The 20,414-nt window shown below is 60.7% G+C and carries 19 protein-coding genes and 2 pseudogenes; 10 read left to right on the plus strand and 11 right to left on the minus strand.

What is annotated here, in order from left to right:
• Positions 1-297: transposase (locus tag AACY52_RS21150; RefSeq protein ID WP_339560756.1), on the minus strand; the 297-nt coding region annotated here is incomplete at its 3' end.
• 216 nt (positions 298-513) lie between these two features.
• Here AACY52_RS21150 and AACY52_RS21155 point away from each other — a divergent pair.
• Positions 514-2,664 (plus strand): lipase family protein, encoded by a 2,151-nt coding sequence (locus AACY52_RS21155; protein ID WP_339436200.1) that lies wholly within the window; start codon positions 514-516, stop codon positions 2,662-2,664.
• A 9-nt stretch (positions 2,665-2,673) separates the two neighbouring features.
• Here AACY52_RS21155 and codA read toward each other — a convergent pair whose 3' ends face one another.
• The 7 genes from codA to AACY52_RS21190 all read right to left on the minus strand — a co-directional run bounded on the left by codA (position 2,674) and on the right by AACY52_RS21190 (position 9,276).
• Complete coding sequence (codA, locus tag AACY52_RS21160; protein WP_339560757.1) at positions 2,674-3,909, minus strand: cytosine deaminase; 1,236 nt, start codon at positions 3,907-3,909, stop codon at positions 2,674-2,676.
• A gap of 27 nt (positions 3,910-3,936) precedes the next feature.
• Entirely contained in the window at positions 3,937-5,142 is a 1,206-nt protein-coding gene (locus tag AACY52_RS21165) for a PucR family transcriptional regulator (protein ID WP_339436202.1), read from the minus strand.
• A complete protein-coding gene (gene codB, locus AACY52_RS21170; protein ID WP_339420000.1) occupies positions 5,139-6,407 on the minus strand; it encodes a cytosine permease in 1,269 nt (422 codons plus the stop codon). The genes AACY52_RS21165 and codB overlap by 4 nt, the downstream gene beginning before the upstream one ends.
• Before the next feature lie 191 nt (positions 6,408-6,598).
• Positions 6,599-7,222, minus strand: a complete 624-nt coding sequence (locus AACY52_RS21175) for an NUDIX hydrolase (protein WP_339420002.1) — start codon at positions 7,220-7,222, stop codon at positions 6,599-6,601.
• A 3-nt stretch (positions 7,223-7,225) separates the two neighbouring features.
• Positions 7,226-7,672, minus strand: coding sequence for a GNAT family N-acetyltransferase (locus tag AACY52_RS21180; RefSeq protein ID WP_339420004.1), 447 nt, complete (start codon positions 7,670-7,672; stop codon positions 7,226-7,228).
• Positions 7,673-7,764: 92 nt separating this feature from the next.
• On the minus strand, positions 7,765-8,121 hold the full coding sequence (gene queD / locus AACY52_RS21185; protein WP_019692825.1) for a 6-carboxytetrahydropterin synthase QueD: 357 nt from the start codon (positions 8,119-8,121) through the stop codon (positions 7,765-7,767).
• Positions 8,122-8,196: 75 nt separating this feature from the next.
• Entirely contained in the window at positions 8,197-9,276 is a 1,080-nt protein-coding gene (locus AACY52_RS21190) for a patatin-like phospholipase family protein (protein ID WP_339420009.1), read from the minus strand.
• Positions 9,277-9,434: 158 nt separating this feature from the next.
• On the opposite strand from AACY52_RS21190, the gene AACY52_RS21195 reads away from it, so the two are divergent.
• Genes AACY52_RS21195 through AACY52_RS21210 form a run of 4 tightly spaced genes read left to right on the plus strand, consistent with a single transcriptional unit; the run spans position 9,435 to position 12,029 of the window.
• A complete protein-coding gene (locus AACY52_RS21195) occupies positions 9,435-9,737 on the plus strand; it encodes a PepSY domain-containing protein (RefSeq protein ID WP_339436203.1) in 303 nt (100 codons plus the stop codon).
• Positions 9,737-10,048, plus strand: coding sequence for a PepSY domain-containing protein (locus AACY52_RS21200; RefSeq protein WP_339420011.1), 312 nt, complete (start codon positions 9,737-9,739; stop codon positions 10,046-10,048). Before AACY52_RS21195 ends, AACY52_RS21200 begins: the two co-directional genes overlap by 1 nt.
• Complete coding sequence (locus AACY52_RS21205) at positions 10,048-10,716, plus strand: response regulator transcription factor (RefSeq protein ID WP_049709086.1); 669 nt, start codon at positions 10,048-10,050, stop codon at positions 10,714-10,716. Before AACY52_RS21200 ends, AACY52_RS21205 begins: the two co-directional genes overlap by 1 nt.
• Complete coding sequence (locus tag AACY52_RS21210) at positions 10,713-12,029, plus strand: sensor histidine kinase (RefSeq protein ID WP_339428147.1); 1,317 nt, start codon at positions 10,713-10,715, stop codon at positions 12,027-12,029. Before AACY52_RS21205 ends, AACY52_RS21210 begins: the two co-directional genes overlap by 4 nt.
• 139 nt (positions 12,030-12,168) lie before the next feature.
• Here the strand turns inward: AACY52_RS21210 and AACY52_RS32305 are convergent, their stop codons facing one another.
• Both AACY52_RS32305 and AACY52_RS32310 read right to left on the minus strand, forming a co-directional pair.
• Positions 12,169-12,924 (minus strand): methyl-accepting chemotaxis protein, encoded by a 756-nt coding sequence (locus AACY52_RS32305; protein ID WP_370468043.1) that lies wholly within the window; start codon positions 12,922-12,924, stop codon positions 12,169-12,171.
• A gap of 102 nt (positions 12,925-13,026) precedes the next feature.
• Positions 13,027-14,316 (minus strand): annotated as a pseudogene (locus AACY52_RS32310) (HAMP domain-containing protein); the annotation flags it as partial.
• A gap of 24 nt (positions 14,317-14,340) precedes the next feature.
• Between AACY52_RS32310 and AACY52_RS21220 the strand changes: the two are divergent.
• The 4 genes and pseudogenes from AACY52_RS21220 to AACY52_RS32320 all read left to right on the plus strand — a co-directional run bounded on the left by AACY52_RS21220 (position 14,341) and on the right by AACY52_RS32320 (position 17,627).
• Positions 14,341-14,544 (plus strand): hypothetical protein, encoded by a 204-nt coding sequence (locus tag AACY52_RS21220; RefSeq protein WP_339531096.1) that lies wholly within the window; start codon positions 14,341-14,343, stop codon positions 14,542-14,544.
• Between the two features lie 10 nt (positions 14,545-14,554).
• Entirely contained in the window at positions 14,555-15,874 is a 1,320-nt protein-coding gene (locus AACY52_RS21225; protein ID WP_339560767.1) for a Na+/H+ antiporter NhaC family protein, read from the plus strand.
• Between the two features lie 73 nt (positions 15,875-15,947).
• Positions 15,948-16,769, plus strand: a pseudogene (locus AACY52_RS32315) (cache domain-containing protein); the annotation flags it as partial.
• 102 nt (positions 16,770-16,871) lie between these two features.
• On the plus strand, positions 16,872-17,627 hold the full coding sequence (locus AACY52_RS32320; RefSeq protein ID WP_370467857.1) for a methyl-accepting chemotaxis protein: 756 nt from the start codon (positions 16,872-16,874) through the stop codon (positions 17,625-17,627).
• A 59-nt stretch (positions 17,628-17,686) separates the two neighbouring features.
• On the opposite strand, the gene yegQ is transcribed toward AACY52_RS32320, so the two are convergent.
• Positions 17,687-19,009, minus strand: coding sequence for a tRNA 5-hydroxyuridine modification protein YegQ (gene yegQ, locus AACY52_RS21235; protein ID WP_339420022.1), 1,323 nt, complete (start codon positions 19,007-19,009; stop codon positions 17,687-17,689).
• Between the two features lie 236 nt (positions 19,010-19,245).
• On the opposite strand from yegQ, the gene AACY52_RS21240 reads away from it, so the two are divergent.
• Complete coding sequence (locus AACY52_RS21240; RefSeq protein WP_339420024.1) at positions 19,246-20,313, plus strand: AI-2E family transporter; 1,068 nt, start codon at positions 19,246-19,248, stop codon at positions 20,311-20,313.
• Positions 20,314-20,414 lie beyond the last annotated feature (101 nt).

Below are 20,414 nucleotides of genomic sequence, written 5' to 3' on the forward strand. Positions count from 1 at the left end.
CTCGAGATCTTCCGACATCAAGAGCGCGGTAGCCTTTTTTAAGATCGATTTTTCCCGCTCAAGGCGAGCAATTCGGGCTTCCAGCTCTTGGATTTTCTGCTGCTCCGGGGTCAGCGCTTTGCTCTGCGGGGTGACGCCCGTGCGTTCTTGCTGCACCTGGTCGACCCATCGGCGCAAAGCCGACTCGCCGACACCAAGCGAGCGGCTGGCCTCAATGAAGCTGTAATCCTGCTTGATAACGAGGTCGGCAGCCTCGCGTTTGAATTCAGGGGAAAAGGTACGGCGTTGTTTGGTCATCTGACACCTCGTTCTGGCGAGCATTCTCGCCTAAATGGGTGTCCGGTTTCATTAGACCACTACAGTTCCAGGCGGCTGGAAGCGTTGTAAAGGTGAGAGCTTTGAAGATTTGTTTGCGTTTTGTAATGGCAATATCACCGATTTTAAGCCTGTAAAAATTCCGGATGGTCGCGTATGTGACGTCTATCCATCGTGTAAGTAATAAGGGACAAGCTCATGAAGCTAGATGCACGGAAGCGATCTTTTTTCAGTGATAGCAAACCGGCCTGTTCATTGCGAGGGCATTGGGTGAGCTTTTGCCTGGTCGATGAACTGGGCGTTGGAGCGGCATACGGTGGTTTGCCTTACACCGTCCACGATAGTGCAGGGCAGCAGTACAAAGGCAGGCTGAATGGAGAAGGGTTTGCCAAATTACAAGATATTTACTGTGGACCTGTGGTGCTTGTTTTTGACGACCTGTATTCCGGAACAGAGCAGCCGTATAAATGGCTGATGTTACGCCCTACTTACAAGCTCCCTATCACCGAACTCCAAATTCGCGCTGAACAGACTCGATTTGCAGTCTCTGATGGTCGGCGTACGGAAGGTAACTCAGCTCGACAAAATGCCAACCGTTTCTATCAAGTTGAAGTCCGCGATTTGGTCAGCCATGTCGCTCACTTGCCACCGATTGCTCCGAGGACTCATCAGCCCCAACGACACGCACTGAAAATGATGGCGGATCTGGGGTTTGGGCCGTCTCAATCGACCTTGGCGGGAGTCGTATTATTTCCCAATAACCACACCGTTCTTGAGGTTCGACCACTGCGTGCATTCCGTCCGATGCTTTCAACCGATGACAGCTTCTGCGCCTTGAACCTGTATCAGTTAGCGTTGATGGCTACCTTGAGTTATTGCAAATTCGGCCAAGAGCCACCTCAAAAGCCTCAAGACGAAGTTCGCTTCCCTTTTGATCCCAGCGTCGGTCATTTTTTCGCTGAGAAACTCTCGGGTTGTCACGACGCCTGGCGCGTCGATGCAGAGCAGGACCAGCGTTTTTACCCGCTCTACGAAGAGGTCCCGTACTCTCGACGTTTCGAGATTCTACCCTTCGATCCTGTGTTGTATCCCCAGAACCGACCAGAACTGGAGGAGAAGCAAGAGCACCCTGCGAGTTTGCATTTTTTTGATGACGAAGAGTTAGGTACCGACACGCAAGCATTTATCAGCCACCACGAAGATGTGATCCTGATCGCGGTGCGTGGTACCGCCAGTGCTGCTGATGGGCTACGGGATGCAAACGCCCATCAGGTAGCTTTCGTTGACGGTGCTGGTAAGGCACACGAAGGTTTTTACCAGGCTTACCAGGCGATGCGCGATTTTGTATTGCGATACCTTGGTCGGTTCCACACCAACCAACGAATAATCATCTGCGGCCACAGCCTGGGCGGCGCGATCGCTTTGCTTTTGGCAGAAGGCCTGCGGCGAGCACCGGATGCCAACTACAACATCCTCCTCTACACCTACGGCGCCCCCCGCGCCGCCGATGCCGAATTCACCGCGGGCGCCTCCACCCTGGTCCACCACCGTATCGTCAACCACAACGACCCCGTCCCCAGTGTCCCAGCTCCGTGGATGAATACCACCGCCAAACTCTGGGTCCCTGGCGCCGTCACTCTCTTCAGTGCCCCTGCACCGGGCGGCCTGCTGTTCGCCGCCGGTCTGGTTCGTTTCGGTGGGAACCCTTATCAGCACCATGGCGAACAACAACACTTCATGCCGGTCATGCTCGCGGATGGCACGCGTTCTTCGGTGCTTTGGAAGCCCGGTTGTGAATCCATTCAAGAGGCGGGTTGCAACCGAGCATTGCAACTGCATGGCGACATGCCCGACCGCGATAACCTGCTGAAACAGCTGCTCCAAGCCAACCAACACTTCATGACCGCCAGCTATATCCCGGCTGCCTGGGCGACGTTGCGTCGCTGGCAACAAACCCAGGAAAGCGACGGCCCATTGGTCACGCCAAGAGAGTTTGAATTACTTGATCATGCACTCGAGGACATGCGCCAGCAGTTGCGAAACAAACGCAGGGAACTGGCCCGGCTAAGACCTGCCAACGACCGTGGCTATGAACACAACGAAGCCTTGAACGCCGAGATCGATCGCTTGCACACCAGCCGCGAGCGCCTTGCCACCCTGCGCTGGCGCCGTCTGGACGCCCGTGATGTCTACGGCAGTCAGGCCCACAGTGCCCATTTGCAACCCAGCCTCAAGCGCTGGTTCAGCCACCGTGAAAACCGTGAACCGGCCCAGGTCGCCAGTATCCCTCCCGCCACGCAAACCGAATGGGGGAGGACGCAAACGCTGGATATCGACTCGATCGTATGACCGAGACGTTTACATAAACTCCACCTGCGCTGGCTGACGCTTCATCAACACTTTGCCATTGCGGATCGAGTACAGCGGCAAGCCCTGGCTGCGGATGACCTCGTAGTCGCTGTCCGCCGAAAGGATTAACAGGTTGGCTGGCCGCCCAGGCTCCAGGCCGTAGCGGTCACCCAGGGCCATGGCCTTGGCGCTGTTGTCAGTGACCAGGTCGAGGGCGTTTTGCAGGTTGCGGTAGCCGAGCATGTGGCAGATGTGCAAACCGGCTTCGAGCACCCGCAGGATGTTGCCGTTGCCCAGGGGGTACCAGGGGTCGACGATGGAGTCCTGGCCGAAGCACACGTTCATGCCGGCTTCCAGCAGTTCGTTGACCCGGGTGACGCCGCGGCGTTTCGGGAAGGTGTCGAAGCGGCCTTGCAGGTGAATGCTTTCGGTGGGGCAGGAGACGAAACTGATACCCGAGTGCCCGAGCAAGCGAAAGAGTTTGGCGCAATAGGCATTGTCGTAGGAGCCCATGGCCGTGGTGTGGCTGGCGGTGACGCGGGCCCCCATGTCGCGGCTGCGGGCTTCTTCGGCCAGCACTTCGAGAAAGCGCGAGTGCGGGTCGTCGGTTTCGTCGCAGTGCACGTCCACCAGGCAGCCGGTACGTTCGGCCAGGTCCATCAGGAACTTCACCGAACTCACGCCTTGGTCGCGGGTGTATTCAAAGTGCGGGATACCTCCGATCACGTCGGCGCCCAGGCGAATGGCTTCTTCCATCAGCTCGCGGCCGTTGTGGTACGACTCGATGCCTTCCTGGGGGAACGCGACGATCTGCAGGTCGATCAGGTGCGTGCTTTCTTCACGCACTTGCAGCATGGCCTTGAGTGCTGTGAGGTCCGGGTCGGTGACGTCGACGTGGGTACGCACATGCTGGATACCGTGGGCGGCGAGGGTCTGGATGGTCTTTTTGGCGCGGGCCTTGGTGTCTTCCTCGGTGATGGTGGCTTTGCGTTCGCCCCAGCATTCGATGCCTTCGAACAGTGTGCCGCTCATGTTCCAACGCGGCTCGCCTGCGGTCAGGGTGGCGTCGAGATGGATATGCGGTTCGACAAAGGGTGGCGTCACCAGGTTGCCGGCGGCGTCCAGGGCGTCGGCCGCCGCACTCGGTGCCCCCGATTGTGGGGTGATGCTGGCGATCCGGCCATGTTCCAGGTGCAGATCATGCAGGCCTTCACGGTTGCGCAGGCGGGCGTTGATGATGTGCATGGGCAAGTTCCTCTTGGCTAAAAACAGTCAGGCAGACAGCCGCCAGATCATCAGCGCAATGCCGATGTCCAGGCGATCATAAGCATTATCCAGCGTCAGCCCGCACAGGGCTTCGATGCGCTGGACGCGGTGTGTCAGGGTGTTGCGGTGCACGGCCAGGCGCTGGGCAGCGGCCACAAGGTTACCATTCTCGTGAAACCAGGCTTCCAGAGTGGGCATGAGGCTGGGGCCATGGTGCAGGTCGTGGCGCAGCAAGGGGCCGAGGCGTTCATTCAGGAATTGGTCGAGCAGGGCGCGATCACGCACGCCGCTTAGCAGCTTGAGCACGCCCAACTCGTCGTACACGCACAGCCCGGCGCGTTCGCTGAAACGCCGCGCAGCCGCGAGTGCCTGGCGGGCTTCCTCCTGCGCCTGGGCCAGGCGTGCGGGTGGGTGAGCGGCGGCGCTGAGGCCAATAAACAATTTAAGCGGCGACAGGCGCAGATTCAGTGGGTTGAGCCAGTTGGTCAATTGTTGGCGGTTGGCCAACGCTGCGGCAGCGTCCTGTGCCGGCAGCAGCAACGTCCATTGCCCGGCTCGACCCTGAACCGGCAAACCGGCCGAGAACTGACGCAAGCGGCGGCTGATGGCGTCGTGTTGTCGGGCCAGTTGCGCCTCCACAGAAGCCGCATCACCCTGGACAAACAGCGATTCACTGCCTGCCAGTTGCAGTTGCACCACCTGCCAATGCCCGGCCAGCGGCATGCCCAACTGCGTGGCCCGGTGCAGCAAGAGATCCAGGGATTGGTAGTCGCCGGTCAGCAAGCGTTCCAGTACGTCATGCCGCGAGCGCCCCAACTGCTCGGACTGGATCAGCGCCGAACCGATGGCTTGGGTCACCAATACCATTTTCAGCGAGTAGGGCTGTTCGACCAGCGGCATGCCGGCGGCTTCGGCAGCGTCGAGTAAGCGCTGGGGGATCGCCTGGATATAGGACGGCCCGGTCAGAACCACCAACCCAGCCACTTGACGCTCGCAGGCTTCCTCCAGCAGTTGCAGCAGGTTGGCTTCGTCACGCGGGTGATTGATCCCAGTGACGAATACCAGTTCGCCGCCCAGCACCCATTCGGCGATCCCGCTGTTTTCCGCCACATAAGGCCAGCGCACGCCGTTATCCAGACCCGCCTCGCCCGCGCGCAGGCGCATGGATTCCAAACCTGGCAGGGCGAGCACATCGGCAAGGGTCAGGCTCATGCTTGAGCGTCAGCCACCGGCGCTCGCACCCGTAGTACGGCGGTGAGCGCGATGTAGGTCAACGACGCGGCGACGATGCCCACCAATGGCGCGACCCAGGGCGAGCTGAATGCCAGCACTGTGCCCACGGCATACGCGACCAGTCCTGGCCAGTTGAACGCCGGCAGGCGGGCGTCGGCCAGGCGTGGATAGTGGCCGCGATAGCGATAGAAAAAGTCCGCCATGATCACCCCACCAATCGGCGGGATCACCGTACCCAGCACAATCAAGTAGGGCACCAGCAGGTCGTACATGCCGAGTAACGCCAGCAGGGTGCCGATCACCGCACCGGCCAGGGTCACGGTCTTGCGCCGCTTGGTGCGCAGCAAGTTACAGCCGGCAACGGCGAAGTTGTAGATGGTGTTGTCCTGGGTACTCCAGATATTGAGTAGCAACATGACCATCGCCGCCATGGCAAAGCCTTGCAGCAATAACACTTCGACTACGTCTGGTTGCTGGTAGACGATGGCACCGTAGGCGCCGATCAGCACCATCAAGCCGTTGCCGATAAAGAAACCGATCAGGCTCGCCAGCACCGCCACCTTGGCCGAACGCGAAAACCGCGTCCAGTTGGTGGCCTGGGTCGCGCCGCTGACAAAGGTGCCGAACACCAGGGTAATCGCCGTGGACAAGTCCAGCTCAGCGGTCGGTACCACTGCCAGCAGTCCGTCCAGCCCACCGACTTTCACTGTGGCTACCCACATCGACATAAACAGCAGAATGCCCATGGCTGGCACCGCGATGTAGGACAGAATTTCCAGCCCACGATAACCAATGTAGGCCGTGGCGCAGAACACCAGACCAAACAACACCATCAACGCAAGCACACTGCCCTGGCTCAGTTCGAAATACTTGCCAAGCACTACGGCAGCAGTGGCAGTACCCCAGGCATACCAGCCGATTTGAGTGAAGCCGAGGATCAAGTCGCTGAGTTTGCTGCCCACTTCGCCAAAGCAGAAGCGCCCCATTAACACTGAATTCAGCCCGCTCTTGAAGGCGATGTAACCCAGGCCTGCGGCGTACATACCCAACAAAAGGTTACCCAGGGCCACCACGCCGAGCATGTCGACGAAACTGAACGCCACCCCCAGCTTGCCGCCGGCAAACATGGTCGCGGTAAAAAAGGTAAAGCCCAGCAGCACCATGGCGGTCGATGCCAGGCCCTTGCGCGCATGCATGGGGACTTCGCTGAGGGGGTAGTCGTTGCCCGGTTCTTGCTGCGTCATGTGCCTTGCTCCCTGAGTGAGTGACGCAGCGCTGTTGCACCGTGCGTGCCAATCCGGCAGCAGTGACGAGCGCACGGTGGGCGCTGTGCACTGTGCACAGTTTTTATAGCGAAAGAGGGCGCAAGCACAGCAATGAATGGTCGCAGTGCCCAGTCGGGCACGAAAGCGGTGCAGCAGTGATACAAAGTGGATCAGTCAAACAGCGTCTGGGTCGTCTCGCCGCGATGGAAGGCAAAGGCGGCCTCCAGATCACTTTCGATGGTGCGCCCACGGGACAGCGGCGGTAGTGCATCGAGGCGGAAAAAGCCCACGTCAGTGGTTTCGAATCCGGCCATCGGTGTCGACTGATCCAGCGATTCACACAGGAAGTACAGCTTGTAGAAGTCCCGCACATCCGGTCGATACAAGCCTTTGGCCTTGTGCGTCACGCTGTACAGCGCCCTGGCGGTTACCGTAAGCCCCGCTTCCTCGCGAATCTCTTTGACGATGTTTTCGGCTGCCGACAAGCCGATATCCGCATACCCACCCGGCAACGCCCAGCAACCATCGGTCAACTCCCGCACCAACAAAATCCGGTCGCCTTCGATAACCGCACCGCGCACGTCAATCATTGGCGTCGAATAACGCTGGGCAAAATCTGTGACCAGTCCGCAGATACGTTCCAACGGGACATTGCCCAATTGCGCCAGCATGCTGTGGGCAATCTCGGCAATTTCTTCCAGGCGCTCGCGCTCGAAATCATCAGTGCAAAAGTGCAGCCCCGTGGACGCCAGCGCCTGTAAGCGTTTGGCTTGGGCCAGCCAAATGTTTTCCATGGGTTACTCCTGGAGAGGCTTGGTCATGTATATGCGCCGCAGGCCGTGTTCCTCGGCGCGATGGGTTTCAAGATAGCCGCGGCGATGGTAGAGCGCGATGTTCTCGGTCATGGCTTCATTGGTATAGAGGCGGACCACAGCGAAACCTGCGTCGATCGCCTGCTGTTCGGCAAAGTCCAACAGCAACCGCCCGAAACCCAGGCCCTGTGCCTCAGGGGCGACGGCCAGGTTATCCAGCAACAGCGCGCCGTCGGCCTCCAGCAGGACAATAAAGCCCTGGACTCGCCGTGCGTTTTCCAGCACGTGCACGCCGCCGGCTTCCACCCGTTGGCGATAATCCTCGAGCATCGGCCCGGGTTTACGGCCGATTCGTGCGATATACGGCGAGTAAGCTGCCTGGACGATGGCCTCGATGGCTACAACATCATGGACAGTGGCGGGGCGCATCATAGCCGCGTGCTCCTAGTGGCAGCGAAGCCACGACTGTAAGGGAGGCAGGCACAAAAAAACCACCGCGTGGGTGGTTTTTTCATATCGCAGGCTTACTCGCCGTGATAAATGCAGCCGCTGGTGCAGGTCTCGTGGATGCGAATCGCACTGAGCTCAGGCAGCAAGGGTTTCAGCTCATTCCAGATCCACTTGGCGAGCACTTCGCTGGTCGGGTTTTCCAGGCCAGGGATGTCATTCAGGTAGTTGTGGTCGAGGCGTTCGTAGAGCGGCTTGAAAATCGCCTTGATCTCCGAGAAGTCGCGAATCCAGCCGGTATGGGGATCCAGGTCGCCGCTCAGGTGGATCGCCACCTTGAACGAATGCCCATGCAGGCGCCCGCATTTATGGCCTTCCGGTACGTGGGGCAGGCGGTGGGCGGATTCGAATGTAAATTCCTTGAAGATTTCCACAGTGTTTTCAGCTCGGTCGATGTCTGGCAGGCGGCGAGTTTAACAGCTTGATCCCTTGTCGCGCATACCGCTTGGTCATAGCGCCAGCAAGTGCTCGCCCAATTTGCCGTTATCCGCCAGCTCAAGAAACTCATCCCCCAACCGCCGGCTTTCGCTCATCGCGGTCTGCCAATATGTGTTGCGGCTCGGGTCGTCGCCCATAAAGCGCTTGAAGTCGCTGCGGTCCGGCAGTTTGCCGTGGGGCAGGTGGGCGAGGTAGTCCTTGGACGGCGCCAGAAGCAATACATCCTGCAAACCCTGCGGATTGCTGCGCCGCCATGGCAGGCCTTTGTCGAACCAGCCGGGAATGACCCGGTCAGTAAAGTGCGGGTACAGCACAATGTCATCGCCGTGATAAGGCAGGTCGAGGTGGTAGTCGAGCAGGCCGCCGTCGCGGTAGGTGCCGGCGCCCGCGCCGGGCAGGTCGCGTACGCCTTGCATCACCATGGGGATCGAGCCCGACGCCAGCAGCGCCTGGCGCAGGTTGCCCACTTCCAGGTCGAGGAAGCGTGACGGAAAATCCTTCAAAGGATGCACCGGCGGCGCCTGGCGCGGGTCGTGGATGATCAGCCGTTCGAAGTGGCGCGACAGCCGTGCGCGGCCACGCAAATTATCGGCAATCACCGACGACAAGCCCAGCCCGAGGCGCCCACGGTGATCATCGGCAAGCAGGCCGTGGCTCTTGACCACCATGATGTTGAGGCGATAGTGGGGTGTTTCCAACACCTGCGCATCGCGGCCGGCCAGCAGGTCGTCGAGCATGCGCTGGCAGCTCTGGCTGACCGCGGCCATGGTCACGCCTTTGGCAAAGCGTTGTTCGTTATATAGGCGCCCGAGGTCCAGCAGACCTTGCACCGGGTCCGGCAGGCACGCACTGGCAAACCGCCAGGAGCCGATGGAAGCGCCGATCAGCGCGCGTTCCCGTGGTGCACGCGGCAACCAATCGCCAAACAGCGCCAGGTCCAGGCCTTGGATACCCAGCGCCTTGGGGCCGCCGGCCGCGCCAGGCAGGATGCCGACGTCGGCAGGCGCCAGGCCTTGTTCGCGAATGCGCGCAAAGGCGCGTTTACCGGCCTTTAGGGTCAGGGCGGGAAACTTGATGTGAATCGCTGTCATACCGGTCTCTGTGGAAGCGAGCAGGGTTGTATAGGAAATCTCGCACAATAATTGGGGAAGAGGGATGTCGGAAATTGCCATGGTGGCAATTCAGTTTCAATTAAGTTGCTACAGGTACGGTGGCCGACGTAGGAAAAATCTTGAAACGGAGACTCCCAATGATGCGCCTTACAGTGCTGGTCGCCGCCGGTATCATTGCCTTCACGGCGATCCAGGCCCAAGCCGTGGACCCCGACAAACCACTGAAAGTGCCTGCCACTGTTACAATTATCGCCTTTGATCAGTTGGAAGCCACGGCCCTGGCCTTGCACCCGGGTTCAACACTGCTGGATACCGACCTGGACGAGGAATACGGCAAGTATCTTTACCAAGTTGAACTGGAGGATACCGATGGCATCGAGTGGGAGGTTGAATTGGACGCGCTCACCGGGCAGGTTCTCAAGAATCATCAGGAAACGTAATGAAGGTAAATTTATACGGCGGCAGTCGAATGGCGTTGCTGCTCCTGGCTTTTTGCTCAAGCCTGGCAGCCCGCGATCTTGATCAGGACGAGGCCTTGGTCCTGCGCCAGAACGGCGTGATCCTGTCGCTGGAGCAGTTGCTGGACCAGGCCATGGCGCGTCATCCGGGTTCGCGCCTGCTGGAGGCCGAGCTTGAGAAAAAGCACGGTAAATATGCCTATGAAGTGGAACTGGTCACCGCCGAAGGCGTGGTGCGTGAGATCAAGTTGGATGCATCCACGGGTGCGCTGATCAAAGACGAGGAAGACTGATGCGCCTGCTTTTGGTGGAAGACAACGTACCTCTGGCCGATGAACTGTTGGCCGGCTTGCAACGCCAGGGCTATGCCGTCGATTGGCTGGCTGATGGCCGCGATGCGGTGTACCAGGGACGCAGCGAACCCTATGACCTGATCATCCTCGACCTTGGCCTGCCCGGTTTGCCTGGGCTTGAAGTACTGGCGCAATGGCGGGCCGCCGCGCTGGCCATCCCGGTACTGATTCTCACGGCGCGTGATTCCTGGGCCGAGCGCATCGAAGGGCTCAAGGCTGGCGCCGACGACTACCTGAGTAAACCGTTCCATCCCGAGGAACTGCACCTTCGCATCCAGGCGCTGCTGCGCCGCTCCCATGGGCAGGCCAATCAGCCCACCCTGCAAGCGGCTGGCCTGCACTTGGATGAAGGGCGCCAGTGCGTGCTGCGCGATGGCGCAGAGATCCAGCTGACCGCCGCCGAATTCCGCCTGTTGCGCTACTTCATGCTGCATCCCGAGCAAATCCTGTCGAAAAGCCACTTGGCCGAGCATTTGTATGATGGCGAAACCGAGCGCGACTCCAATGTGCTGGAAGTCCACGTTAACCACCTACGGCGCAAGTTGGGGCGCAGCGTGATCGAAACCCGGCGCGGCCAGGGTTACCGGTTTGGCGCCAGCGCCGAATGAGGTCGATCCAGCGGCGCCTGAGCCTGGGCCTGGTCAGCGTGATGGTGATTGTCGGCGTTGCGTTGGCGCAAACCAGTCTTTGGTTGTTTGAAACGGGCTTGCAGCGCTACCTGGAAGCGGGGCTGCGCGACGACAGTGAGAGCCTGCTGGTCGCGCTGGTACGCGGCCCAGATGGCTTGCAACTGCATGAGAAACGCTTGTCGCCAGCGTACCAACGACCGTTTTCCGGGCACTATTTCCGGATTGATTTCGCCGATACGCACTGGCGCTCCCGCTCGTTGTGGGACCAGGAGCTGCCGCAACTGCCCGAGGCCGGCCTCAAGGGCAACCTGCAACTGGGGCCGGAAGGTCAGCAACTGTTGGTGTTGCGCGAGGACTACAAACGCTTCGGGCAGTCGATTTCCATCAGCGTGGCCCAGGACTACACGCCGGTGCGGGAAAGCTTTCGCCTGATGCGTCAGATCGGTCTGGTGCTGGGGCTGGCGGCGCTGCTGCTGGTGTTGGTCCTGCAACGGCTCACCGTGCGTCGCGCCTTGCGCCCCTTGGAAACCGCGCGTAACCAGATTGCTCAACTGCAACAGGGCCAGCGTTCGCAACTCGACACCCAGGTGCCGCTGGAGCTGGAGCCGCTGGTGGCGCAGATCAACCACTTGCTGGCCCACACCGAAGACAGCCTCAAGCGTTCGCGCAATGCCTTGGGCAACCTCGGACACGCCCTCAAGACCCCGCTGGCGGTACTCTTGAGCGCGGCGTCAAGCGAAGCGCTGATGAAGGATCACCCTGAACTGAGCAAGCTGCTGCGTGATCACTTGGAACAAGTGCAGCAACGCCTCAACCGTGAACTCAACCGTGCGCGCCTGGCCGGTGAAACCTTGCCGGGTGCGTTGTTCGACTGTGAAAAGGAATTGCCGGGCCTGCTCGCCACCTTGAACATGATCCACGGTGAGCACCTGGACCTGAGCTATCACGCCGCGCCCGGGCTGCAACTGCCCTGGGACCGTGAAGACCTGCTGGAGCTGCTGGGCAATCTGTTGGATAACGCCTGCAAATGGGCGGATGCCGAGGTGCGCCTGACCGTCACAGAGACTGCGCACAGCTACGTGCTGGCGGTGGAGGACGACGGCCCCGGCATACCCGAAACCCTGCGCGATCAGGTCTTCAGCCGCGGCGCACGGCTGGATGAGCAGACTGATGGGCATGGCCTGGGGTTGGGTATCGTGCGGGATATCGTCGAGGTGTGGGGAGGGGTGTTGCAGTTGCAGGAAAGTGCGTTGGGCGGTTTGAAAGTACTGATTGAGTTGCCCAAGCGTTAGTCCTGACACAGCACAATCAAAATGTGGGAGCGGCGGTGCGACGATTCGACTTGCTCGCGAATGCAGTGTGTCAGTCTCTGAATATGTCGACTGATGTACCGGATTCGCGAGCAAGCCCCACATTGGATCTATTACACCGTCAGACCCGGAACTGATCCATCAACCCCTGCTGCTGATTCGCCAGGCTATTCAACGCCTGGCTCACCCGCGCCGATTCATTCGCCTGTTCCGACAGCGATTCGGTCACATCGCGAATCGTCGCCACATTGCTGTTGATTTCCTCGGCCACCGCGCTTTGCTCTTCGGCAGCGCTGGCGATTTGCAGGTTCATGTCGCTGATCACCGTGACGGCCTCGCCGATCTGGCGAAGGGCGGTCACCGCCTCGCCAACTTGTTCGACGCTGCCCTGGGCCTGGCGATAGCTATTGTCCATGGCGCTGACGACCTCTTCGGTGCCGCCTTGCAACTGCTCGATGACCAGGCGGGTTTCCTCGACGGACTCCTGGGTGCGCCGCGCCAGGTTGCGCACTTCATCTGCCACCACCACAAAGCCACGTCCAGCCTCACCGGCGCGGGCCGCTTCGATGGCGGCGTTGAGCGCCAACAGGTTAGTCTGTTCGGCAATACCACGAATCACTTCCAGCACCGAACCGATTTTTTCGCTATTGGCAGCCAGGCCTTCGACCTGGTTCATGGCCGTGCTCATATCCGCCGCCAACTCCCCGATATTGCGGGTCGTGCGGTCGATTACTGTGAGGCCGTCGCGGGTCGCCTGGTCGGCATCGCGTGCAGCTTGGGCCGCCTGCGCAGCGCTGCGCGCCACATCCTGGGCGGTGGCGCTCATTTCGTGGGAAGCAGTGGCCACTTGGTCGACCTGACGATACTGCTGTTCCATGCCGGCGCTGGTTTGCGTGGCAATTGCGGCGGACTGGTCGGCGGTGCCACGGGCGTCCTGCACCGAACGCTTCACCTCGGCGATGATCGGTTGCAGCTTGTCCAGGAAACGGTTGAACCAGCCGGCCAGTTGGCCCAGCTCGTCCTGCTTGTCGTAGGCCAGGCGTCGGGTCAGGTCGCCTTCGCCGCTGGCAATGTCTTCGAGCATCTGCGCTACGCCGAGGATCGGCCGGGTCACGCTGCGTGCCATCAGCCACACCAGGATCAGGCCGACCACTGCCGCCAGCAGGCCCAGGCCCAGTTCCAGCAGGGTGCCGCGCGTGTTATCGGCGTCCAGTTGCGCCTTGAGCGCTTCGGCCGGGCCTACCAGGACTTTCTCCGGCACATCCAGCAACACGCCCCACGGCTTGCCATCCGGGATCGGCGCGAACGGCGCCAGCACCTTGAGTTGGTGGTCGCTACGCAGGCTGCGGATGTGGGTGCTGCCAGACAGGGCGCTGATCAATTGTGCGCCATTGGCGCTGTCGACCTGGTCCAGGCGCTGACTGAGCTTGCTGGCGTCCTGGCTGTGGCCGGCGAGCAAACCTGTAGGGCTGAGGATGCTGACGTGGGTCTGGCCGTCATACAGCTTGTGGCTGGCCTGTTGGCTCACGGCCTGCAGGCTGTTGAGGTTGATGTCGACCGATAACGAGGCGATGACTTTGCCATTGACCATCAACGGAAAAACGATGCTGGTCATCAGCACGTTTTGCCCGTCGATCACATAAAAGTAGGGTTCGATCACGCACGGCTTGAGGGTGGTGCGCGGGCAGGTGAACCAGGCGTTGGCCTTTTCACCGCTGGGGCCGACGCTGGCGTCGGACATGTCGCTTTCCGGCAAGGCCATTGAGGTCAGCTTGCCGGGTGTCGGCTGCGACCAGTACAGGGCGAAGCGGCCTTTGTCGTTACTGCCCAGTTCGGCTTGGCCTGCGAACAACTCATCCTTGCCATCCAGGGCATTGGCTTCGAACACCAGGGACAAACCGAGCAAGTCCGGGTTGGCCTGCAACGCGGCCCTGACCTGGCGGGTCAGGTCTTCGCGGGTGTCGAAGGCGTCGAGAAAGCGTTTTTCCGCCTGTTCGCGCAAGAACAGCACCTGACGAGAAAAACCATGGCCGTACTGATAGGCGTCCATGAACTGCTGCCGAATACCCAGCGCCTGCACTTCGCCTTGGGCTTCGATGCGCGCCTGGGCGGCTTCATCCAGCATCTGCATGCTGGACGCCTTGACCTGCTGCGAACTCTGCTCCATGCGATACAGCGACAGACCCACCAGCAGGGTCACGATTCCCAGCAGGCACAGGCCGGCGAGCAGGGTGATTTTCCATTGAATGGAGAGCTGCCTAAGCGACATCGGTACATCCTTACCTGAAAACACATGAGCCCGGTTATCGGCCGATTTCAAACTTTCTTAATTCAAACGATCAATTTAAACCTGAAAGCGGCGCCGCTTTTTGACATGCGCGCCCACCTGCGGCAAAGTGCGCGCCCTCTAATAAGACCTCCTTCAAGCCTGTACGTCGGCTGCCGCCCGATGGCCGCCCGGGCGCAGGCATGCCTGTTGTTTACGTTTTTTGCTTGAGGTAACCATGATTAACGCAGTTATTGCCGCGGTCGGCACCATGCTGGTGCTCAGCCTGTCCCGCGTGCATGTGGTCATCGCCATCATCGTTGGCGCACTGGTGGGCGGCCTTACCGGTGGGCTGGGCATCGACGCCACGCTCACGGCCTTCAATGGCGGTTTGGGCGGTGGTGCCACCGTGGCCTTGTCCTACGCCTTGCTCGGCGCTTTTGCGGTGGCGATTGCCAAGTCTGGCCTGGCTCATGCCCTGGCCGACAAGGCGCTGCTGCGGGTGGACCGCCAGGAAGCCAGCGGTGGCAGTCACGTCAAATGGCTATTGATCGGCCTGCTGTGGGGGGGGGCGATTGCCTCGCAGAACATCCTGCCGATCCACATTGCGTTTATCCCGTTGCTGGTGCCGCCGCTGTTGTATGTGCTGACCAAGCTGCAACTGGACCGCCGCCTGATCGCCTGCGTGATGACCTTCGGCCTGATCACGCCCTACATGTTCCTGCCGGTGGGCTTTGGCAATATCTTCCTCAACCAGATCTTGCTGGCCAACGTGGCCAAGAGCGGCGTGGACATCAGCCAGGTCAGCGTCACCCACGCCATGAGCTTGCCGGCCCTGGGCATGGTGGTCGGCCTGCTGGTGGCGGTGTTTATCAGCTACCGCAAAAAGCGTGTGTACAACCTGGAAAAAATCGAGCGCGTCGAGCAGGTGGCGGTGCAGTACAACCCGTTGACCCTGCTGGTGGCTGGGGTGGCGATTGCTTCGGCGTTCATCATTCAATTGTGGCTGGACTCGATGATCATCGGCGCGCTGGCCGGGTTCCTGATCTTCTCGGTGTCGGGCATCGTGCGCTGGCGCGATACCGATGACCTGTTCACCGAAGGCATGAAGATGATGGCGATGATCGGCTTCATCATGATTGCCGCGTCGGGGTTTGCCGAAGTGCTCAAAGCCACCGGCGATGTGCGCGCGCTGGTGGAAACGTCCGCGGCGTTCATCGGCCATAGCCGTGGCGTGGGGGCATTGCTGATGTTGCTGGTCGGGCTGCTGGTGACCATGGGCATCGGTTCGTCGTTCTCCACCGTGCCGATCCTGGCCGCGATCTTTGTGCCGCTGTGTGTGCAACTGGGCTTCAGCCCGGTCGCCATTGTGTGCATCGTCGGCACGGCGGGTGCCTTGGGTGACGCCGGCTCACCGGCCTCTGACTCCACCCTCGGCCCGACCTCCGGCCTGAATATCGACGGCCAGCACCACCATATCTGGGACACTGTGGTGCCGACGTTCCTGCACTACAACCTGCCATTGCTGGCGTTTGGCTGGCTGGCGGCGATGACCCTCTGACGGCGCGCTCACTACAGAATCCGCGCAATTGGCCGATAGCCTCTCAAGTCGTGACTAATAAGAGAGAAAAGCCATGCGTCTGAGCCTCAAGGCCAAAGTTCTGTCCCTCGCCGTAGTGCCGGTGTTGCTGTTTGCGGTGGTCATCAGCCTGACCACCGTGTGGATCCTGCAAGGACAGGCGCGCAACGAGGTGGATGAAACCCGCCAGCGCCTGCTCAACGACGCCAAGGCTACCCTGCAAAGTTATGTAGAAGTGGCCATGAGCACCGTCAAGCCGCTCTACGACGCCGCCGCCCCGGGCGATACCGCCGCGCGCGCAGAGGTGGTCAAGTTGCTGTCCAACACCAGCTACGGCAAGGACGGCTACTTCTTCGGCTATGACTCCGAGACCATCCGCCTGTTCAAGGGCAACAGCCCAGACGGCGTGGGCAAGAGCTTCAAGGACAACCGCGACCCCAACGGCGTCTACGTCAACCGCGACCTGGTCAAGGTCGGCAAGGACGGCACCCACTACCTGCAATACAGCTCGACCCAACCGGGGCAGACCGAACTCGTGCCCAAAATGGGCTACACCGAATACCTGCCTAAATGGGACATGGTCATCGGTACCTCCGTCAACCTGGACGGCATCGAAGCCCAGGTCGCGGTGGTCGAGGCCAAGGTGCAAAAACGCATGGAAGGCGTGTTGCTGAGCATCCTCGGCGTGGCTGTGGTGGTGCTGCTGGTGATCGCTGCCGTCGGCATGGTGCTGGCCAATACCATCCTGCGTCCGCTGACCTTGATGAAAGCCAACCTCGACGATATCGCTGCCGGCGAAGGCGACTTGACCCGCCGCCTGGCCATCACCAGCCAGGACGAGCTGGGCGATCTTGCCGGCGCGTTCAACCGCTTTGTCGACAAGATCCACGGCCTGGTGCGCCAGATCACCGAGATGACCACCCAACTCACTGGTCTGGTCAGCCAGGTCTCCGACCAGGCCCAGCGCTCCGAACAGGCCATGGAGCGCCAGCGCCACGAGACCGACCAGGTGGCGACTGCGATCAATCAGATGTCGTCCGCTGCGCAAGAAGTGGCGCGCAGTGCCCAGGGCGCCTCGGTGGCTGCCCAGCAAACCGACGCCGAAGGCCAGGCCGCCAAGCGCGTGGTGGACGGCAGCATCGCGCAGATCCATGCGCTGGTGAACGACATCCGTAGCAGCGGTGTGTCCCTCGACAGCTTGCAGCAAGACGTGTCCTCTATCGTCAGTGTCCTCAGCGTGATCCGCTCCATCGCCGAACAGACCAACCTGCTGGCGCTCAACGCGGCGATCGAAGCGGCACGGGCAGGGGAGGCCGGGCGTGGTTTTGCCGTGGTCGCCGATGAAGTGCGTGCCCTGGCCAGCCGCACCCAGACCAGCACCCAGGAAATCCAGGGCATGATCGACCGCCTGCAAAAAGGCACCGAAGCCGCCGTGGAGGCCATGCGCCGTTCCAGCGATGCCGGGGATGGCACCTCGGCCCAGGCCAACGAAGCTGGCGCGTCGCTGGACACCATTGCCCAGTTGATCGGCACCATCAATTCGATGAACGCCCAGATCGCCAGCGCCGCCGAAGAGCAGACCGCGGTCGCCGAAGAGATCAACCGCAGCGTGCATCAGATTGCCGTGGCGGTGGACAGCGTGGCCGACGAGACCCAGCTGGGCGCGCAGACCTCACGTAGCCTGGCGGAGCTGGGTCAACGGTTGGGGCAATTGGTCGGTCAGTTCAGGATCTGAAGCCGCCATAGCAAGCTGAAACCACCCATGCTCGGCGGTGTTAAGAAGCGATCCAGCGGCTACAAGACATCACGCATCAGCAAGCCAAAGCGCACATCCATCTCCGCCGGGACAGGTACATACACCGTGTGCCCATCTCCCGGCGCGACCTCAACAGCCTCGCCCCGGCTGTTGTGCATCCTCTCCAGATCAAAGTGAAAATTGCCGGCCGGTGTCATCAATTCCAGGTGATTGCCCACCGCAAAGCGGTTCTTCACCTTGACCTCGGCCAACTCGCCCCAACGCTCGCCGGTCAGCTCTCCGACGAATTGCTGACGCTGCGACACCGAGCTGCCGCTCTGGTAGTTCTGGTACTCATCGTGCACATGGCGGCGCAGGAAACCCTCGGTGTAGCCGCGCTGGGCCAGGGATTCGAGGTCGGTCATCAGGCTGCGGTCGAAGGCGCGACCGGCCACCGCATCATCGATTGCGCGGCGATACACCTGGGTGGTGCGCGCGCAGTAGAAATGGGATTTGGTGCGGCCTTCGATCTTCAGCGAATGCACGCCCATGTGCGTCAGGCGCTCCACGTGCTGCACCGCGCGCAGGTCCTTGGCGTTCATGATGTAGGTGCCGTGCTCGTCTTCGAAGGCGGGCATGTGCTCATCGGGGCGGTTGGCCTCTTGCAGCAGGAACACCTGGTCGGTCGGTGTGCCAATGCCCAGGGTCGGTTCCGGTTGAAACACTTGGACGATATCGCCCGTGGCGTTCTCCACTGCTGGCGTGGCCTGGTATTTCCAGCGGCACGCGTTGGTGCAGGTGCCCTGGTTAGCATCACGCTTGTTCATATAACCCGAGAGCAGGCAGCGTCCGGAATAGGCCATGCACAAGGCACCGTGCACGAACACTTCCAGTTCCATGGCCGGTACTTGCTGGCGGATCTCGCCGATCTCTTCCAGGGACAGCTCCCGCGACAGGATCACCCGGCAGATCCCTTGCTGCTGCCAGAACTCCACGCTGGCCCAGTTCACGGTGTTGGCCTGCACAGACAGATGGATCGGCATCGACGGGAAGTGCCGGCGCACCAGCATGATCAACCCGGGGTCGGACATGATCAGCGCATCCGGGCCCATGGCGATCACCGGGGCCAGGTCCTTGAGGAAGGTCTTCAACTTGGCGTTGTGCGGCGCGATGTTCACCACCACGTAGAAACGTTTGCCCAGCCCGTGGGCTTCCTTGATGCCGAGGGCCAGGTTGGCGTGGTCGAACTCGTTGTTGCGCACTCGCAGGCTGTAGCGCGGCTGGCCGGCGTAGACCGCATCGGCGCCGTAGGCGAAGGCGTAGCGCATGTTTTTCAGGGTGCCGGCAGGGGCGAGCAGTTCGGGGGCGAGGATGGGAGGCATGGGCACGGGTCGCAAAAGGTCGCGAAGGTAGCCGAGCGGCCACGACGGTTTATTGATCCAGGTCGTTGTTTGGGCTTTTTGTATCGCTGTGTATCGACAGGCGCTGTTGAAGGAGGCCAAAGCCGTTGAGTGAGGCGGTCTATGCTTGTTCGATAACCTAGGGCACTCCCAGGTTTCGCTGCGGACTAAGCAACAGGGCCTACACGAGGCCACTGCTTTTCTGACATGGACCGGACATGAATCAAACCAACCTGCAATTCAAAACCCTGCTGTTGTTGCTGGTCCTGGTGACCATTGCCTTTATCTGGATATTGCTGCCGTTTTACGGCGCGGTATTCTGGGCGGTGATCCTTGGCATTATCTTTGCCCCGATGCAGCGCCGCCTGCAGCAGCGCTTTGGCTGGAACCGCAACCTTACGTCCCTGGCCACCTTGAGTGCCTGCTTGATAGTTGCGATCCTGCCGGTGATCATCACCAGCTCCTTGCTGGTGCAAGAGGGCGCGACGCTCTATAAAAACGTTGAAAGCGGTAAGTTGGACGTGGCGGGGTATATCGAGCAGTTCAAAAACGTGCTGCCGCCGTATTTCCAGCACCTGCTCGACCGTTTTGGCATGGGCAACCTGGAAGGCTTGCGCGAGAAGATCGTCAAGAGCGCGATGCAGGGCAGCCAGTTCTTTGCGACCCAGGCGTTCAGCTTCGGCCAGGGCACGTTTGATTTCCTGGTGAGTTTTTTCACCATGCTGTATTTGCTGTATTTCCTGCTGCGCGACGGCCCGGACCTGGTGCGCAAGGTGCGCACGGCGGTGCCGCTGGCCGAACCGCAGAAGCGCCGGTTGCAGCTCAAGTTCAATCGGGTGGTGCGTGCCACGGTCAAGGGCAATGTGCTGGTGGCCGTGACCCAGGGTGCGCTGGGCGGGTTGATCTTCTGGTTCCTCGATATCCCGAGTGCGTTGCTCTGGGCGGTATTGATGGCGTTTCTGTCGTTGTTGCCGGCGGTGGGCGCGGGGATTGTGTGGGGGCCGGTGGCCGCTTACTTCCTGTTGAGCGGCTCGATCTGGCAGGGCGTGGTGCTGGCGCTGTTTGGCGTGTTTGTGATTGGTTTGGTGGACAACGTGCTGCGTCCGATCCTGGTGGGCAAGGACACCAAAATGCCGGACTACCTGATCCTGATCTCCACCCTGGGCGGTCTGTCGGTGTTTGGCTTGAACGGCTTTGTGATCGGGCCGCTGGTGGCGGCGCTGTTCATGTCCAGTTGGGCGTTGTTTGTGGAAAGCAAGCCGCGGGTCAAGTTGCCGTTGCCTTAGGGGCAGCTGTAAGTTTCAAGCTTTTAGCCTCAAGCTTGCAGCTTGAGGCTTGCAACTGCTTCTCCACTGCTCCTGAAAGGCCCCCTGATGGCTTCGCCATC

The sequence above is a fragment of the Pseudomonas sp. EA_65y_Pfl1_P113 genome, assembly GCF_963970525.1.
GTDB classification, from domain to species: Bacteria; Pseudomonadota; Gammaproteobacteria; order Pseudomonadales; family Pseudomonadaceae; genus Aquipseudomonas; species Aquipseudomonas tritici.

What these genes read in the sequence shown, in the direction of transcription:
- AACY52_RS21155 (WP_339436200.1), top strand. Translation starts at nt 514, where the DNA reads ATGAAGCTAGATGCACGGAAGCGATCTTTTTTCAGTGATAGCAAACCG.
- codA (WP_339560757.1), bottom strand. Translation starts at nt 3,909, where the DNA reads ATGCACATCATCAACGCCCGCCTGCGCAACCGTGAAGGCCTGCATGAT.
- AACY52_RS21165 (WP_339436202.1), bottom strand. Translation starts at nt 5,142, where the DNA reads ATGAGCCTGACCCTTGCCGATGTGCTCGCCCTGCCAGGTTTGGAATCC.
- codB (WP_339420000.1), bottom strand. Translation starts at nt 6,407, where the DNA reads ATGACGCAGCAAGAACCGGGCAACGACTACCCCCTCAGCGAAGTCCCC.
- AACY52_RS21175 (WP_339420002.1), bottom strand. Translation starts at nt 7,222, where the DNA reads ATGGAAAACATTTGGCTGGCCCAAGCCAAACGCTTACAGGCGCTGGCG.
- AACY52_RS21180 (WP_339420004.1), bottom strand. Translation starts at nt 7,672, where the DNA reads ATGATGCGCCCCGCCACTGTCCATGATGTTGTAGCCATCGAGGCCATC.
- AACY52_RS21190 (WP_339420009.1), bottom strand. Translation starts at nt 9,276, where the DNA reads ATGACAGCGATTCACATCAAGTTTCCCGCCCTGACCCTAAAGGCCGGT.
- AACY52_RS21195 (WP_339436203.1), top strand. Translation starts at nt 9,435, where the DNA reads ATGATGCGCCTTACAGTGCTGGTCGCCGCCGGTATCATTGCCTTCACG.
- AACY52_RS21200 (WP_339420011.1), top strand. Translation starts at nt 9,737, where the DNA reads ATGAAGGTAAATTTATACGGCGGCAGTCGAATGGCGTTGCTGCTCCTG.
- AACY52_RS21205 (WP_049709086.1), top strand. Translation starts at nt 10,048, where the DNA reads ATGCGCCTGCTTTTGGTGGAAGACAACGTACCTCTGGCCGATGAACTG.
- AACY52_RS21210 (WP_339428147.1), top strand. Translation starts at nt 10,713, where the DNA reads ATGAGGTCGATCCAGCGGCGCCTGAGCCTGGGCCTGGTCAGCGTGATG.
- AACY52_RS32305 (WP_370468043.1), bottom strand. Translation starts at nt 12,924, where the DNA reads ATGGAACAGCAGTATCGTCAGGTCGACCAAGTGGCCACTGCTTCCCAC.
- AACY52_RS21220 (WP_339531096.1), top strand. Translation starts at nt 14,341, where the DNA reads ATGAGCCCGGTTATCGGCCGATTTCAAACTTTCTTAATTCAAACGATC.
- AACY52_RS32320 (WP_370467857.1), top strand. Translation starts at nt 16,872, where the DNA reads ATGGAGCGCCAGCGCCACGAGACCGACCAGGTGGCGACTGCGATCAAT.
- yegQ (WP_339420022.1), bottom strand. Translation starts at nt 19,009, where the DNA reads ATGCCTCCCATCCTCGCCCCCGAACTGCTCGCCCCTGCCGGCACCCTG.
- AACY52_RS21240 (WP_339420024.1), top strand. Translation starts at nt 19,246, where the DNA reads ATGAATCAAACCAACCTGCAATTCAAAACCCTGCTGTTGTTGCTGGTC.